The sequence below is a fragment of the Paenibacillus luteus genome, from assembly GCF_006542765.1.
Classification (GTDB): Bacteria; Bacillota; Bacilli; order Paenibacillales; family Paenibacillaceae; genus Pristimantibacillus; species Pristimantibacillus luteus.
In genome coordinates, this window is record NZ_SKCD01000011.1 from 645972 (window position 1) to 661339 (window position 15368).

Consider the following 15368-nt stretch of genomic DNA (forward strand, 5'->3'; position numbering starts at 1 on the left):
TAATTAGATTTAGTCGTGCGCGGCCTCTCGCATGCCCACATCATATTACACAGTTATACCATCTGTATAGTTGGTTTTTAAGGAATGCCAATCTACTCGTATTAGTTCACAATACAGTTATATCTCGTAGCAGCGAATCTCATAAATCGATGCTTCCGTGCTTCCATTCGTCGCATGAACGACAACTCGAATTCGTTCGGCAAGCACTGGTTCTGGCAGTCGATGCGAGACATGCCGCTGATAATTATCGGATATATCCATGACCACAAGCCAGTTCTTGCCATCCCATGCTTCAATGCTGTAATCCCGAGGACAGTCAGGTTCACGGAAAAAGGCAGGATACCGGTTAAGGTCCTGCAGCAAATGACCCGGGAACGTTAATTCTACCGTTCCGATCTGCTGAGGTTTTCTCCAATTCAGCTCGAGCGACTGCGGAAGGCATTCCCCTGACGCCGAGCGCCACAAGTTGGTCGCCCTATGCGGCCTAGACACACCGCTAATCGTTCTGGCTGCGCCGAACACTGCCTGTGGCGGAAATACGCGCAAACTCATCGTTCGCCCGTCCTCATGGCTGCGCAGCTGGCCAGTGTCCAATTCGCTTGCTGAAGGCATCCCTTGATGCAAGCTTGCTGCGCGATGCCAAAACAATTCCTCCGCTCCATAAAGATCGAGACGCACATAACCGTCCTTCGGAAAGGCTTCTTTGAAGTCTCCGTCCATCCGCACCTGCCATTGCACCCAGCCGGTATAGGCAGCGGGTACTACCAACCGCGCGAAGGCTATTTGCCCAGTTGAAATACTAGTTTCCGGCTTACCCGAATTTCCTTCCTCGCTTCTGTTTACATCGTAATCCCAGATATGCTCGGTATTATGCAATTCCGCAAAGAACGATTGCGGCTGGTCCGTGGGATTAGCAATCCACATGTCGATACGCTCTAGTAGACCGCTCACCGGTACCCATTGACTGCGCTGGATGCCAAGGGAATCGGCATCCTTACCGGGCTCCGCGGTTACTAAAATATCTTCACTACTGGCGTTAGCTTCCGCCATGCGAGCGAGATCAAGCGAATCGGCATTCGTCACATTCGGCAGGAAGCAGCCCCTACGCAGCAGCGTTTGCTGCACCTCGCTAATGCCCTTCTCGGGCATATCAGGTATCGCTATGCCTTGCCGCAATGCGATGGCGGCTGCCGTTCCAGCTGCTTGCCCCATAATCGCGGTCGTCGACATGACGCGAACCGTTCCAAGAGCGGCATGCGTTACGCTGACATTGCGGCCGGCCATCATCAGGTTGTCGATATCCTTCGCGATCATAATTCGCAGCGGAATACCATAAGGACTAATAATTTCTCCCGCTCCTGGCAATTCGCTCGTCGGCGCAAGCAGTCCACCCGGAATATGCAAATCCAAGTACCAGCCCCCAAAGGCAACCTCATCTGGAAAGGGCATCTTCTGCTGTACATCGTGTTCAGTCATCAGATAACGCCCGATAATGCGACGGCTTTCCCGTTTGCCTGGCACTTGGCCAATCCAATCGAGTGCATAATTCGCCGATTTGTCTCGTGTCAGGGGATCTTTGTTTTTTATCCAATCCCATACACCGAGGACATGGCGCGTAAGCTCGTGTCGAATGGTCTCCGCGGCGTGAATGGTATCCCAAGGCGTTCCTAGTTCGAACCACCAGTAGCCTGCCCGGATATCATTAGGCTTCCGATTATGCCCATAAAAGAAAGTCGGATCGTCATAGGAAACGGCCCATGCCGGAGCTCGGTAAGGTGCCGGCTGGCCAGTATCCCGGGCTCGAAAATGAATCGAGCTGCCCATCGTATCGCTGCTCGCTTTCTCCGGTGCATGCGACTCTCCGTATTCATCTCGCCCCTCAGAACCCATCCGCCAATCATTGCCCGCCAGTGCAGCAATCGTGCCGTCTCCGGTACAGTCGATAAAGACGCGGCCTTCTATTCGCAGTTCTGTCTCCGCGCCAAGAACGTACCCCGTTACAGCCGTGATATGCCTCTCCTCGTACTTGTACACTTGCTGCACTGTCGTGTTCATATAAACAGTCAATTTCTCTGTCTTTACAGCCAAATCATACAACGCCATGTCCCAAACGCTGTTCGTCCAACCGTTATTGTGAAACTGCTCATGATTATTCGCACGATCCTCGCAGGCTAGCTCGGTCAAGATGCCTGTTTCGCGCGCATACGCATGGAATCGGCCTGCACCATGCGGTGTAACACGAATTTCTGACGAGCTGTTGCCGCCGAGGACAGGGCGGTCCTGCAGCAGCGCAGTTGTGGCTCCCTCGCGCGCCGCGGCAACTGCTGCGCTAAGGCCAGCCAATCCTCCCCCAATGACGACTACGTCGTAAGATGCCGATTTGCTGCTCATCTTTTTTCTCCACCCCCATCTTCCGATGTTCCCACATAATGAGTCGACCTTCGAGAAACCGCTTCTGCTACTTCTACCGATTGAATGGCCGAAGCGATCCCGCCGCTCGGCTGCCGACCAGCTCGAATATCATTAAAGAATTCGGCGTTCTCATCATAAAATCCGTTAATGACATAAGGATCTTCGCTGCCTGCAACAGCAGCACCATTCCAATATGTGGTACGTTGATTGCTCTTCCACAGCTGGGCACCGCCAGGCGAATCATGTGATGTCCAAAAAGGAAGCTTCAGCCGCAGCGAGATTCCCTCCCCTGTAGCCTCTACACGTTCATATACCGCCCCCGCTACTGGATAATAGTTCAGTCTAAACGTTATTCCGGACTGAAACTCCCCTTCCAGCGCAACATTGGTCACTCCTGCTCCCAGATGTGGAAGTTTTCTGTAATGAAGACGAATATCCTTGTAATCGGCGCCAGCCAACTCGCGCAGTGCATCTATACCGTGAATAGCCGTAACAGACACATCCTCGTCATCAGTCCGTCCAACTCTGCTGATATCGTAGGCAATATGATGAAGACGGCCGGCAGCACTCCATTCTTCCAATTGATTGCGTGCCTGTATGACTAGCGGCATATAGCGCCTATTGAACGCTACCCGATTCGGAAGTTCGCTCCCATCAGGCCGCTGTGCAGCAGCAGCAATTCGCAGTGCCTCCTCCTTAGATACACCCGGAGGCTTCTCTAGCAGCAATGGATATCCTTGCTTTAAGATATAAATCGCAAGTGATGCAATATGCGGTGCTGGCACCAGCAGACAAACCACATCCGGACGCTCATTCTCTAGCGCTTCGTCCACTTGGGTATACGTCCGGGCAAATCCGAATTCCCTCGCAAACGCGGCCGCCTTGTCAGGGTCGGTATCTATACAGGCAGCAAGCTCCGTGTCCGGATGCTTCTCCGCATAACGCCGGTAGGCTGGTCCATGCCCGCGCCAGGCAATGCTTCCGCAGCCGACAATACATATTTTAAAAGCCATTTTCTTCCCTCTCCTTCGCTAACTGCTCTGCGCGTTTTAATGCTTCAAGCTCCCTTGGCAAATGAATGTCATGCGGCTCCCATTGAAACCATTCCCCGCTTAAATAACCTACATAGCTAATTAGTTGCAATGCATGTATGACTTCCGCATGATCAATGTCTCCACTGCCGATATCACGATATTGCGGATGCCCATTCTCCCGTTTCGGACCAGCAACACCGTCATGAACATGCACATGCTGAATCCAGGGACCGAGTATCTCAACAACAGTTGCTGGAGACTCACCACCTTCAAGCTGTGTGTGGAGCACATCCCATAATACACCTATGCCTGGATGCCCTACACGCCGCAGCAATTCAGCAAGTATATACGGAGACGACCAGTCATCATGCGTTTCAAGGAGCAGCACAACTCCGTGGCTTACCGCAATCGGCGCAAGCTGGTCGAGAGCCGCGACAACTCGGTTAGCGGCTGCATCCCATGAGTCCTCTTCAGCGATTCGCCCGCAAAACAACCGCACAAACGGAATGCCCACATCCTTCGCCAACGTGATAGCCTCTACTGCAGCTGCAATTTGACTTTCGGAACCCTCGGCTGTTGTAAAACGGGAGGATATGCCTAGAACTGTCAATGTAATGCCACTCTGCGCTGCTTCTTGCTTAATCGCTGCACGCTTATCTCTGCTATCCGCAACTTCTATACCATGTGCATGACCGGCGCCACTTCGAATTTCCAAGCCGCAATAGCCATAATTGTGCGCCACTGCCAGCAGCTCTGTCAGCGTAAGCTGCGGGGCAGATGCCGTGTTAAACGCATATTTCATATCATTTCCTCCTACTAAAAAGTAATGTTTTCTCCTGTTTTCTTGCTCCTTGTACGCATTAAGAAAACGACTGTCGCCAACCCAACATTAGGTCCCATTCCTAGCCAATTTGTTGCGTGTAATTTTTCGAGTAACAGAAGCCCAGCACAAATTTTCCGCACAGCGAAAGCACCGGTGCTGAGCAGCATGGCCTCATTGGCCACCGGTGTAATTTTCACTTTCAATAAAGCATACCTTCTGTTAAATCTGGCGGGACCGCTTTCGAAACGCTTGCGGCGATAAACCCATTTTCTTCTTGAATGTCTTGCAAAAATACGCACTGCTATTGAATCCGGTCTGCTTTCCGATCTGCATCACAGGATGATCTGTCACCGTGAGCAGCAAGCAGGACTCTCGAAGCCTGCGGGCAATAATGTATTGGCTTAGCGTACAGCCGGTTTCCTCACTAAACAAATGTGAAGCATAAAAAGGAGAGACATGCAGGCTTTCAGCCAGCTTTTCCAATGAAAATTCCTCGTGATAATGCTCCTCTATCCAATTCATCATATGTTCGATATGGCGGCCCTCACGTTTGTCGATAATCTCAGCCTGCTGATGTTGGGAGGCTCTTTCATACATTTTGCGCAGCACCCGCATGAAATCCATTAGAAAAAGAAGCAGTTCCTCCTGATACTCATGTTTCGGGACTATCGATATCCGCTGCTCGAATTGCCCGTTCAGTCCGTCAAAGCAGCGTAACTCCTCCTCCGTCAACGAAAACAATTGGCGTTCCATCTTTCCTTTCCATACCCGTTGAAAAAAAGAATGCAGTGCCGGGAACAAAGCTGCATAACGATCGAATAAATACGGATCGAACACGATAGGCGTACGCACATAGGGCGGTTCCATTTTAAAGTGGTGGAGCTGGTAGGGCTGAATAAAAATAAGCGTGCCAGGACCAATCGAATGTACTTTCTGCTCCAGAATGAGCTGGCCATGCCCTTCAAGTACGAGCACAACCTCAATGCCTTGATGCGCATTAACGATTTCCAAATGGCCCTCGCGAGTTTCAAGGCGGTGAAAAAACAGGAAATTCTGCTCGACCAACTGCGGAACCGGATTAACAAGGCGGCTCATTTACGAGTCAACTCCTTATGCAGCCAATCATAGGAATGGAGACCACTAATTTCATGGCCGCCTTCAAAAACATCTAACGTGAACCGATCCTCTGCCCCAAGTTTTTTATAATGGCGCCTCAATACGTCCGCGGCTTTGACTGCCCCTTCTACCGGAAACAGATGATCACCCCTTCCGACCTCCAGATACAGCGAGCGAGGAGCAATCAGCCCAATTAGGTCCGGCATATCGCCTAATTCAGTGATGCCCGGAATGTAGTCGCACAAGCAGTGCTGCCGGGAGAAAAAGAAGCTGTCTTCATAGGTGTTCGTATACCCGCTTAGCACCACCGCAGTAAGCCTTTCGTCCAGCGCTCCGGCCAAATAAGCCACAAAAGCGCCGCCCGATAAACCCATCACACCTATGCCGCCTCCTTGTATCTCCGGCCTAGCAAGGGCATAATCTGCCGCTATCAGCGTTTCCAGAGTACGAATGCCTGCAAGCGTCTCTCCCAGATGAATTAAATAAGATGAAAGCTTATAGCAAGAGGAGTTGCCCATATCCTTTGGAGTTTTGTCCAACTGGCTGTCCTCCGTCAGCCTCCTCTCCCCAAAGCCAAGCAATTCCGGCACAATCACAGCCAAGCCACGCTTAACTAGCGACAATCCGAAATGCTTGTGAATGCCAGTTCCTTGGGCTTCATCATGACCCTCTGGCGTGAGGCCGACCAGTTCGCGGCTGCCATAACCGTGGCCGTGCAGTGCTAGCACCGCAGGAACCGGTTTATCGGCAGTCGCAGCTTTTGGAAGAAGTATATAGGCTGGCATACGCAGCCCGTCCCGGGTTTCGATCTCAATTTGTTCCCTTATATACTCCCCGCAATCAGTTGAGTCTTTCTGGAATGAAGATGGCACACCAGGCATAGCATTCCTGCTGCTTGGCGAATCAACGTAAGCAGACGGTATGCGAAGAATTTGTGCCAGCCTTTCTCTACGTCGCTGCCTTTCATCATTTTCGAAAATATCAGGAAAATGAGACACCTGCGCCAACTTTTTTTTGTACAAAGTATCGATAAATGCATTCGGGGATCCGTTTCTCATCCGATCGCCTCTTTCATAACGGATTCATATTCCTAATCACTTTACAAAGCATATAATTGTACTTAATTGTTCTAAAAATGAACTCCAGAATTGCGACCTGAACCAATCTACACACATGCAGTTGAGATGAAAAACAATTAACAGCAAGGGTTATCGTTACTTTTCTGTATCATAGTATGAGTTATCCCAGATGTAAAGTTGGATATTAAAATGCAGCAATAAAATTATATCTATACACAATGTAGGACAATGTTCGCAACCTAATCCAACTTTTGCTCAACACATTCTCGCTTTCATCGTTTATGCTTGTAGAAAGAAGGGAGAGATTCCGAATGAATCGTAGTTTACCCTGGACGATAGCCAGTGCGGGGCGAGCGTTTCGAGAAGGCCGCTTATCGCCTTCTTCTTTGCTGGACTTGCATCTGCAACGGATTGCATATGACGAGCCGCTTCATCGTACGTTTATTGCCATTATGGAGGAAGAAGCACGTACTCAAGCATGGCAGGCCGAGCAGGAGCTGAAGAGCGGGCTAGATCGCGGACCACTGCACGGCATTCCCATATCGGTGAAAGATATGATTGCGTATGCGGGTATCCCCATGACGAACGGATCAGGACGCACGCCTCCTTACATACCTAGTACACATGCTCATATCGTGAAGAAACTACTCAGGGCAGGCGCAGTAATCATTGGAAAATCCCATCTGCAGGAATTTGCGTATGGCAAGCATCATCCGGCATATGGTTCGGTAAGTAATCCCTATGATTCAGACCGTTTGCCCGGTGGTTCAAGTTCCGGCTCAGCCGCAGGCGTTGCTGCCCAATTCGCTCTCGGCTCTATCGGGACCGATTCTGCAGGGTCGGTTCGGGTTCCGGCCAGTTTTTGCGGAGTCGCAGGGTTTAAGCCTACCGCTAACCGCCTAAGCTTGGAAGGTGTAACTCCGCTTGCTCCTTCGCTAGATCATGCGGGCATCATTACACGCACCTGTGAAGACGCTTCGCTGCTGTTCAACGAATTGGATATGGGAACTGGAATGACGCATAGAGAGTCTGACTGCATAGCGCTCGGGCAGCCTGTGACTGCGCCTCCGAGGTTCGGCGTTCCCCTCGCCTATTTGCAAACGGAGATCGATCCTGATGTCCGCGATGCAATACTGAAAGTTGTCCGCATACTGGAGAGGCAAGGCCCCATCATACAGTGGCTTCCTAACGATCTACCCATCCAAGAGATCAAAGACAAGACATGGACGATCCTTCATTATGAAGCTTTTTCTACACACAGCAGTCTCTTGTTGGATTGGGCAGAAGGCTATAGCGATCCGTTACGAAACAACTTGAAATTAGGGCAAGCTATCGCGGAAGCAGATTATAACCATTGCCTATCCTGGCGTGATACGTCATTCAGCTGGATGGACCAAATGTTCACAGAGATCGACGTAATCCTTACGCCGACTTGCCCCGTCACAGCCGGACCAATTAATGACGCTAATCCCATTAGGCCAAGCAACGGGGAATTCACGCCACTGGCCAATCTATGGGGACTTCCTGCGCTCACGCTACCAATTGGCTTGTCACGAGATGGCATGCCAATCGGTTTACAGATAACCGGGCTTCAAGGAGCGGATAATGATGTGTTAGCAGCCGGCCTCTATATTGAACACATTCTCGATATGACCGAGCTTTGGAAGCTGCCTTAACATTTTTACAATCTTTCGATAATTCCTCACCACGAACACTATCACCGCGTAGGCGAAGTGTAGCAAGAAAACGCTATTAGCACATCGTAGAATTCAACCAAAGCGTAGACTCTTCATTTTTAGTTAAAAAATTGCCCTATAATAAACCAATTAACCACGTCCGCTGGACGTGGTTAATTGGTTTATTATTCTCACTTTATTTCCTCCGGCAAACTGAACCGCTAACCTTTTTCTTGCCTTACTGCCTTACTGGCAGTTCGTATTGTAGCGGTCATACAATTAAGCACTGTCCCTCCGTTACCCACGATAATTATCCTGCCAACGCAGCCATTTTCTCTCAAGTAACCGAACAACCGAATCCGCCAGCTTGCCAACGGCAGCAAAAATGAAAATACCGACAAACACAGCACCGGTTCGTACATAAGAACGCGCATCTTGGATCAGAAAACCAACTCCGCTATCGGCTCCCATAAGCTCTGCTACTACCAAACATAGCCAAGCTACGCTAAGTGAAAGTCGCAGTCCTAATAGTATATTGGGCAGAGCCCCCGGCAGCATCAGCTTAGTTATCTGCTTGAAGCGACTGAACTCAAGCACTCGCGCCACATCATACAGCTTCTTATCCACATTTCGGACGCCAAGAAAAGTGTTCAAATATAGTGGAAAGAACGCTCCCATCGCAATTAGCAGCACCTTGGACAGCTCGCCAAAGCCAAACCATAATATAAATAACGGCGTTATGGCCAGCAGTGGCACTGTGCGCAGCATTTGCACGGTTGGATCAACGAACTCCTCCACCTTTACATACATACCGACTAACAGGCCAATAAGAAGTCCTAATATACCTCCCAGCAAAAAGCCAAGCGCGGCGCGTACAATGCTGATTCGGATATGATAGTATAGTTCTCCTGACAAGAGCATGCTGTAAAAATCACCAAAAATTGAGCTAGGCGCCGGAAACAACTTAGGGTCAGCTGCACCTGTGTAGGAAGCACACTGCCACAAAAGCAGTATAGTGACCGGAATAACGGCCCCTTTCCACCATTTTTTTGATATCTTCATAATGTCTCCTCGTCTGCTCACAATACGGATCGTCGCTGCACGTTATTAAATCGTCCAGCTTTCATCCGTTTCCCCTGGCTGCTCTAGTACTCTCAGCACATGGCTGCGTAATTCTTGAAACCCTGATCCATACCGCGTTCGTGGATACGGCAAATCGTTCACAATTGTTCGTTTCACCCGTCCCGGTCTGGCATCCATGACGATGATTTTCTCCGATAAAAAAACGGCCTCATCCAAATCATGTGTGACAAGCAGCATCGTCGTTCTATTCGTTCGCCAAATATCCAGAAGCGCCTCCTGCATATGGGATCGTGTGAAAGCATCCAATGCACCGAACGGTTCATCCAGAAACAGTACCTGTGGACTGCGCATAAGCGCACGAGCAATCGCCACCCGCTGGGACATACCACCTGACAGCTGCTTAGGGTATGCCTTCTCATACCCGTTAAGCCGCACCAACGCGATCATTTCATCTACCTTCTGACGCACCTCGCTGCTGCGAAGCGACAGATCCGCGGCAATGTTCTGCTCGACTGTTAACCATGGGAATAGTCGATGCTCTTGAAAAATAAATCCTTTATCGCGGCTCGGATCGCTGACTTCTAGGTCGTTAATTAAAACGGAGCCTGTGTAATCTTGATCTAATCCAGCTACAATTTTGAGCAATGTGCTTTTGCCGCAGCCGCTGGGTCCGATTATCGTAACAAACTGTCCAGGACTGATATTCAAATCGATATCGGCTAGCACATGATTCGTTTCTGTTCCTACAAAGCTCTTGTTTACCGATAACAATTCCAGCTTCCCTGTAGCACTCATCCTTCTGCCCCATTCGCGACCTTATCATACCTGCTTGCTGGACGAGCAAGTCCCAGATGATCTCGCAGCGTATGGCCCAAATACTCCGTCCGGAATAAGCCGCGCTGCTGCAGAATTGGAATAACCTTGTCCACAAAATCGTTCAATCCACCTGGCATATATGGCGGCATAATGTTGAATCCGTCTGCAGCCTCTTCTCGCAGCCATAGCTCCATCAAGTCAGCGATTTGTTCGGCTGTACCAATGACCGTTAGGTGACCTCGTGCCGATGCAAACCGCAAATACACTTCACGTACGGTTAAACCTTCCCTCCGTGCTGTTTCCATAACCAGCTGGAAACGGCTGCGCGTACCCTGTGCATCCTGTAGTTCAGGGAACAGCTCATCATCGGCGTAGCCCGACAAGTCAATATTATCAAATACACCGCCTAATAGCGCTGTACCAATATGGCGGTCAACCAGATCCTGCAGTTGCTGGTAATTCGCCTCTGCTTCCTCGATGGTGTCTGCAATGATCGGAAATAGACCGGGCATAATTTTAATATCATCGGCTGATCGTCCCTGAGACTCTGCTTTCTGTTTGACTTGCGAATAGTAGTGCTTTGCTTTGCCCAGATCGTTCTGCACAGTAAACACGATATCGGCATTCTTTGAAGCAAACTGTTGACCGGTTTCAGATGATCCTGCTTGTATGAGGACAGGGCGCCCTTGTACAGGACGAGCAACGTTTAGCGGCCCCCGTACAGAGAAGAATGGACCTTTATGATTGAGAACATGAACCTTATCTGCATCGAAATATTGACCGCTTTCCTTGTTCGCGCCAACAGCATCCTCATCCCAGCTATCCCATAGTCCCTTGACTACCTGTACGAACTCATCTGCTCGATCATAACGCAGTTCATGATCCAAAATTTTCTCTTGCCCAAAATTATAAGCTTCATCATTAAGCGCCGACGTCACGACATTCCAAGCAGCACGGCCGTCGCTAATATGATCTAGCGAGGCGAACTTGCGAGCTGCATGAAAAGGCTCATTAAACGTAGTAGACATTGTAGCTGCCAGCCCAATATGTTCCGTAACCGCAGCCAAGTTGGAGAGCAGCGTCAATGGCTCTAGCTTGCCGTAACGATCAGTCAATGCCGATTTGAATGGAAGCGGTACAGCCAAATCATCGGCTAGGAAGATAAGATCAAATTTCCCCCGCTCCGCATCTTTGGCAAGCTGTTGATAATATTTCACATTATGACTTTGACCCGTTGCTGAGCCCGGATGACGCCATGCGGCTGCGTGATGACCTGTACTCTGGATAAACAAGCCAAGCTTCAACTGTTTGTCTGTAGTACTCATGTGCTCACCTCTTCCTGCAAGCTGTAAGTTCCGCCTGCTGCAAATTGGCTATTCGGCCGTTTGAGTCCAAGATGCTCTCTCAGTGTATTGCCTGTATACTCCGTGCGAAACAACCCTCTACGCTGGAGCACCGGAACGACTTGATCTACAAACTCGGCCATTCCGCCTGGCAATAACGGCGGCATGATGTTGAAGCCATCACAAGCGCCGCTGCGGAACCAGTCCTCCATCACATCAGCAATTTGTTCAGGTGTTCCTGTCACTTTCATATGTCCTCTCGCAACGGCATAATGCATGCCCAGCTCACGAACGGTTTGTTTCGTTTTTCTCGCCATTTCTACAATGAGCTTCGCCCGGCTTGTGTTGCCTTTAAGCTCGATTTCCGGCAGTTCCTCGTCAAGCGAACAGCCCGAAAGATCAGTATTCAGCATTCTGGACAAATATGTGACACCTGCAGATGGCAGGATTAGATCATAAAATTGCTCTTCATTCACTTTCGCTTCCGCTTCAGTAGCACCAACAAAATACATGAGTCCAGGCATAATTTTAACGTCGCCTGCTTCTCTACCGAATTCAGGCAGCAACCCCTTCATATGCTTATAGAAGCTGATTGCTTCCTCCTTATCCTCGCATGCCGTGAAGACGACATCTGCTCCACTTGCCGCAAACCTTGACCCAGCCGGCGATGTTCCCGCTTGAATAATGACGGGACGACCTTGCGGGGACCGCGGTATATTAAGCGGGCCCAGCACAGAGAATTCAGTACCGCTGTGCGAAAGCAGATGTACCTTCTCCTTATCAGCGAATACACCGTCTTGCTTATCCCAAATTAGCGCGTCATCTTCCCAGCTATCCCAAAGAGCGTTTGCAACGTCCAAGAACTCCTTTGCCCTCTCATACCGCAATCCATGTTCAGGAAGTTTCTCCATGCTGTAGTTGAGCGCATCGCCCTCTTTAGTCGATGTAACGACGTTCCATGCAGCGCGTCCCTTGCTGAGATGATCGAGTGTCGAGAACCGTCTGGCAACATTATACGGATCATTAAAGGTCGTAGATACGGTAGCAGCCAGACCGATTTTCGTCGTCATCGCTGCAAATGCACCAAGAACCGCTGTCGATTCCGGGTATACAAAGCGAGCGCTTGATTCTGCATCACTCAGTGGTATGGAGCCGGAATCGGCTAGAAAAAGCATATCCAGCTTACCGCGCTCTGCACTTGCAGCAACCTCCCGATAGTATTCCAAGCTGATTACCTCATTCGTATCCGTATCCGGATGACGCCATGCTGCAAAGTGATGACCGAACGTGAACACAAAGGCACCAAGATTCATTTGCTCATTCAACTGCTTCATTTCGTTACACTTCCATCCATTATTATTTATTCGATTCTGCCTTTAAATCCTCCAACGTTTTTTCAAGATAAGAATTATCAATTACGGTTGATACATCAATTTTTTGCTTGATTTCACCAAGTTCAAACATGAAATCAGCTGTTTGCTGCTGGAATTTAGTCGCTTCCTCTGATACCGGAAGATTGGTCGGCACGGAGCTAGGGTTCGCCATCGAAGCACGAATCGTATCTTCACTTACATTTTTGATTTTGGCGTTAAGAGCAACGGCTTCATCCAAATTCGCTTTCTGCCAATCAATCGCTTTCTGGTAGGCTTTCAAAAACGCTTCCACAAGCTCAGGGTATTTCTCTGCGAATTCAGTACGGGCAATGACATAACCAGGTGTGAAAATACCAAGTGTGCTAGCTTCAGCGATAATTCTTGATTCACCTGTGCTTGTCTGCTGGCTGCGATACGGTTCGAAAATAACCCATGCATCAACCTGACCACCTTGATACGCAGCTTGTGCATCTCCTGGCTGAAGGTTAACCAGCTTAACCTCATCTGGCGAAATCCCTTCTTTTTTCAGCGCATGCTGGAGTAAGCCCCATGAACTGCTTCCTTTAGCGACGGCAATTGTCTTACCTTTCAGATCTAGAATGGATTTAATGCTGCTTGCCTCTGGCACAAGAATAGCATCAGGTGCGCCGCTGCTTCCTTCCGCAAGCGACTTGAACGAAATACCAGCCGCTTGCGCTGTAATTGTGCCGATATAACCTGTACGAACGATGTCCAGACGCCCAGCAGCGAGCGATTCGTTATATTGCGATGCGCTTGCCAGTGTTTGGAATTCTACAGTTGCACCGTACTTTCCAATTTCCTCAGCGAACCACCCTTTTTCTTTTGCAATAATCATTGGGCCAACTTGGCTTCCCTCCAGATTAACGACTACACCTTTATATTTTTCTGGATCTGGCTGTGCGGGCTGCTCCGTTTCAGCCGGAGTTTCAGTTGCTGCGGCAGGCGTGTCAGTAGAAGCCGTATTTCCTGATGTTCCTTCTTGTTTGTTTCCGCATGCACTCAATACCAGTACAATAACCGCGATTAATAAGACACTCCATATTGTGGATCGTTTGTTCTTCATTAATAATTCCTCCTGAACAGTGTGCTCGATGCCATCTGTTATATTTTTTGTGATATTTCTAAATGCTTTTTTATTGATAAAATTATCGCTTCGCTTCCGATTGCCACTTTATTCACTTATGAAGTGATTACGCCTATCTGCCAAATATGCAATATACGCTTCAGCTAATCTTGCAACGCCTAACTCCAGCGACTCTGCCTCACAATAGCTGAAGGATAGACGAGCTTCGTGCTTGCCTTCATGAGGCGTCAAATAAAACTGTCTGCCGTCTATAAAACTTACACCGCGCTCTGCCGCAAATTTGACGAGCTCACCTGTGTCTACTTCTTCTTTGAAACGCAGCCAGACGAAGAAGCCGCCTTGAGGAATGGTATATTCCACGGAATCTCCAAAATATTTGTCTATTGCTGCAAGCATGCTGTCACGCTGCTTACGGTAGCGGTCGATCAACTGCTTGATATGCTCCTCAAGCGAATAGCTTCGCAGTAAATTAGCGACGATCTGCTGGGTGAAGACGCTGGCACGGCTGCCGTGGAAGAAAGAACCCAACTTAACTATCGCCTCGGCAGATGCAATGGCCCAGCCCACTCTAATTCCAGGTGCAATCGTCTTCGAGAAGGTGCCTAAATAAATCGTTCTTTGCGGAGCAAACGTATAGATTGCTGGCAAATACTCCTCCTCAAAATTTAGCTCCGAATAAGCGTCATCCTCAAGAATAAAGAAATTATAAGTTTGTGCCAGCTCGGCGAGCCGCTTACGGCGGACTACGGATAAACTGACCCCACCTGGATTATGATAATTCGGAATGCAATAAAGCAGCTTCGGCAATGGCTCGCCTGCATGAGCAGCTGCTAAGAGCGCCTCCTCCACAAGGTCGACGCGCAGGCCTTCAGCGTCAATCGGGAAGGCGGTGAGCACAGCTTCACTAGAGCGGAATATATTCAGTGCGCCGAAGAAGGTTGGAGATTCAACCCAGACATGATCCCCTGGCTCTAATATTGCTCGGCATGCGAAGTCAATGGCTTGTCCTGATCCATAAGTGACGAGAACCTTTTCAGGTGCAGTGCTGATTCCTCGCAGTGCTGAGCGCTCGGCTATCCACTTCCGAACAACAGCTGGACCATCAGCTCCCGAATATTGCAGTGCCTCATTTCCTTGTGTCAAAATAGCTTCTGATGCTGCAAGCTGGAGCGCTTCATAGGGAAATGACCCCGAAACGGGAGAGCCATAAGAAAGCGGAATAACATCAACTCGGCTCGATGCTTGCGCGGCTCCCATGGGAGCCGTCTGCGGAACCCTGTTAGCATAAACAAAAGGAGTAAGCTTGTCCCCCATTGCTAGTCCACAACCTTTCGATTAGTACTTAAACGATAGTCGTTATCCGGAGACAACTGAGCTCATTTGGAAGAGATATACAATCTCTAGAATCATATTCTTTTATTGCAAATGGATAGGAGTTATCGGCCGCTACCACCCATCATTCGGTTAACAGATACTGTCCTGCACGTAATTTCGTAATTTCCGATAGG

Annotated in this window: 13 protein-coding genes; 1 reads left to right on the forward strand and 12 read right to left on the reverse strand. The window is 49.3% G+C overall.

The annotated features are described in order from the left end of the window. Positions 1 to 117 precede the first annotated feature (117 nt). From E0496_RS10845 to E0496_RS10870, 6 genes are read right to left on the reverse strand one after another with little or no spacing between them, the layout of a single operon-like run. On the reverse strand, positions 118 to 2391 hold the full coding sequence (locus tag E0496_RS10845; RefSeq protein WP_141501560.1) for an FAD-dependent oxidoreductase: 2274 nt from the start codon (positions 2389 to 2391) through the stop codon (positions 118 to 120). After that, positions 2388 to 3425 carry a Gfo/Idh/MocA family protein gene (locus E0496_RS10850; RefSeq protein ID WP_141501561.1) on the reverse strand — a complete coding sequence of 346 codons (1038 nt, stop codon included), beginning with the start codon at positions 3423 to 3425 and terminating at the stop codon, positions 2388 to 2390. Before E0496_RS10850 ends, E0496_RS10845 begins: the two co-directional genes overlap by 4 nt. Further along, positions 3415 to 4248 carry a sugar phosphate isomerase/epimerase family protein gene (locus E0496_RS10855; RefSeq protein WP_141501562.1) on the reverse strand — a complete coding sequence of 278 codons (834 nt, stop codon included), beginning with the start codon at positions 4246 to 4248 and terminating at the stop codon, positions 3415 to 3417. Before E0496_RS10855 ends, E0496_RS10850 begins: the two co-directional genes overlap by 11 nt. A gap of 14 nt (positions 4249 to 4262) precedes the next feature. Further along, entirely contained in the window at positions 4263 to 4472 is a 210-nt protein-coding gene (locus E0496_RS10860; protein ID WP_141501563.1) for a hypothetical protein, read from the reverse strand. 16 nt (positions 4473 to 4488) lie between these two features. Then, entirely contained in the window at positions 4489 to 5364 is an 876-nt protein-coding gene (locus tag E0496_RS10865) for an AraC family transcriptional regulator (RefSeq protein ID WP_141501564.1), read from the reverse strand. Then, positions 5361 to 6443, reverse strand: coding sequence for a dienelactone hydrolase family protein (locus tag E0496_RS10870; RefSeq protein WP_141501565.1), 1083 nt, complete (start codon positions 6441 to 6443; stop codon positions 5361 to 5363). The genes E0496_RS10865 and E0496_RS10870 overlap by 4 nt, the downstream gene beginning before the upstream one ends. Positions 6444 to 6775: 332 nt before the next feature. Between E0496_RS10870 and E0496_RS10875 the strand changes: the two genes are divergently transcribed. After that, positions 6776 to 8140, forward strand: a complete 1365-nt coding sequence (locus tag E0496_RS10875) for an amidase (RefSeq protein WP_161601368.1) — start codon at positions 6776 to 6778, stop codon at positions 8138 to 8140. Between the two features lie 297 nt (positions 8141 to 8437). Here E0496_RS10875 and E0496_RS10880 read toward each other — a convergent pair whose 3' ends face one another. The 6 genes from E0496_RS10880 to E0496_RS10905 all read right to left on the reverse strand — a co-directional run bounded on the left by E0496_RS10880 (position 8438) and on the right by E0496_RS10905 (position 15117). Further along, positions 8438 to 9202 carry an ABC transporter permease gene (locus E0496_RS10880; RefSeq protein ID WP_141501567.1) on the reverse strand — a complete coding sequence of 255 codons (765 nt, stop codon included), beginning with the start codon at positions 9200 to 9202 and terminating at the stop codon, positions 8438 to 8440. A gap of 45 nt (positions 9203 to 9247) precedes the next feature. Then, complete coding sequence (locus tag E0496_RS10885) at positions 9248 to 10018, reverse strand: ABC transporter ATP-binding protein (RefSeq protein ID WP_141501568.1); 771 nt, start codon at positions 10016 to 10018, stop codon at positions 9248 to 9250. Further along, on the reverse strand, positions 10015 to 11364 hold the full coding sequence (locus E0496_RS10890) for an LLM class flavin-dependent oxidoreductase (RefSeq protein WP_141501569.1): 1350 nt from the start codon (positions 11362 to 11364) through the stop codon (positions 10015 to 10017). The genes E0496_RS10885 and E0496_RS10890 overlap by 4 nt, the downstream gene beginning before the upstream one ends. After that, positions 11361 to 12716: an LLM class flavin-dependent oxidoreductase gene (locus E0496_RS10895; protein WP_141501570.1), complete on the reverse strand. Its 1356-nt coding sequence runs from the start codon at positions 12714 to 12716 to the stop codon at positions 11361 to 11363. Before E0496_RS10895 ends, E0496_RS10890 begins: the two co-directional genes overlap by 4 nt. 22 nt (positions 12717 to 12738) lie before the next feature. Continuing rightward, on the reverse strand, positions 12739 to 13839 hold the full coding sequence (locus tag E0496_RS10900; protein ID WP_141501571.1) for an aliphatic sulfonate ABC transporter substrate-binding protein: 1101 nt from the start codon (positions 13837 to 13839) through the stop codon (positions 12739 to 12741). Between the two features lie 108 nt (positions 13840 to 13947). Beyond that, positions 13948 to 15117: an aminotransferase-like domain-containing protein gene (locus E0496_RS10905; protein ID WP_241674684.1), complete on the reverse strand. Its 1170-nt coding sequence runs from the start codon at positions 15115 to 15117 to the stop codon at positions 13948 to 13950. Positions 15118 to 15368: the final 251 nt, after the last annotated feature.

Excerpts from the sequence above, each read along its gene's own strand:
- E0496_RS10845 (WP_141501560.1), bottom strand. The coding sequence starts at position 2,391 with ATGAGCAGCAAATCGGCATCTTACGACGTAGTCGTCATTGGGGGAGGA.
- E0496_RS10850 (WP_141501561.1), bottom strand. The coding sequence starts at position 3,425 with ATGGCTTTTAAAATATGTATTGTCGGCTGCGGAAGCATTGCCTGGCGC.
- E0496_RS10855 (WP_141501562.1), bottom strand. The coding sequence starts at position 4,248 with ATGAAATATGCGTTTAACACGGCATCTGCCCCGCAGCTTACGCTGACA.
- E0496_RS10865 (WP_141501564.1), bottom strand. The coding sequence starts at position 5,364 with ATGAGCCGCCTTGTTAATCCGGTTCCGCAGTTGGTCGAGCAGAATTTC.
- E0496_RS10870 (WP_141501565.1), bottom strand. The coding sequence starts at position 6,443 with ATGAGAAACGGATCCCCGAATGCATTTATCGATACTTTGTACAAAAAA.
- E0496_RS10875 (WP_161601368.1), top strand. The coding sequence starts at position 6,776 with ATGAATCGTAGTTTACCCTGGACGATAGCCAGTGCGGGGCGAGCGTTT.
- E0496_RS10880 (WP_141501567.1), bottom strand. The coding sequence starts at position 9,202 with ATGAAGATATCAAAAAAATGGTGGAAAGGGGCCGTTATTCCGGTCACT.
- E0496_RS10885 (WP_141501568.1), bottom strand. The coding sequence starts at position 10,018 with ATGAGTGCTACAGGGAAGCTGGAATTGTTATCGGTAAACAAGAGCTTT.
- E0496_RS10890 (WP_141501569.1), bottom strand. The coding sequence starts at position 11,364 with ATGAGTACTACAGACAAACAGTTGAAGCTTGGCTTGTTTATCCAGAGT.
- E0496_RS10895 (WP_141501570.1), bottom strand. The coding sequence starts at position 12,716 with ATGAAGCAGTTGAATGAGCAAATGAATCTTGGTGCCTTTGTGTTCACG.
- E0496_RS10900 (WP_141501571.1), bottom strand. The coding sequence starts at position 13,839 with ATGAAGAACAAACGATCCACAATATGGAGTGTCTTATTAATCGCGGTT.
- E0496_RS10905 (WP_241674684.1), bottom strand. The coding sequence starts at position 15,117 with ATGGGAGCCGCGCAAGCATCGAGCCGAGTTGATGTTATTCCGCTTTCT.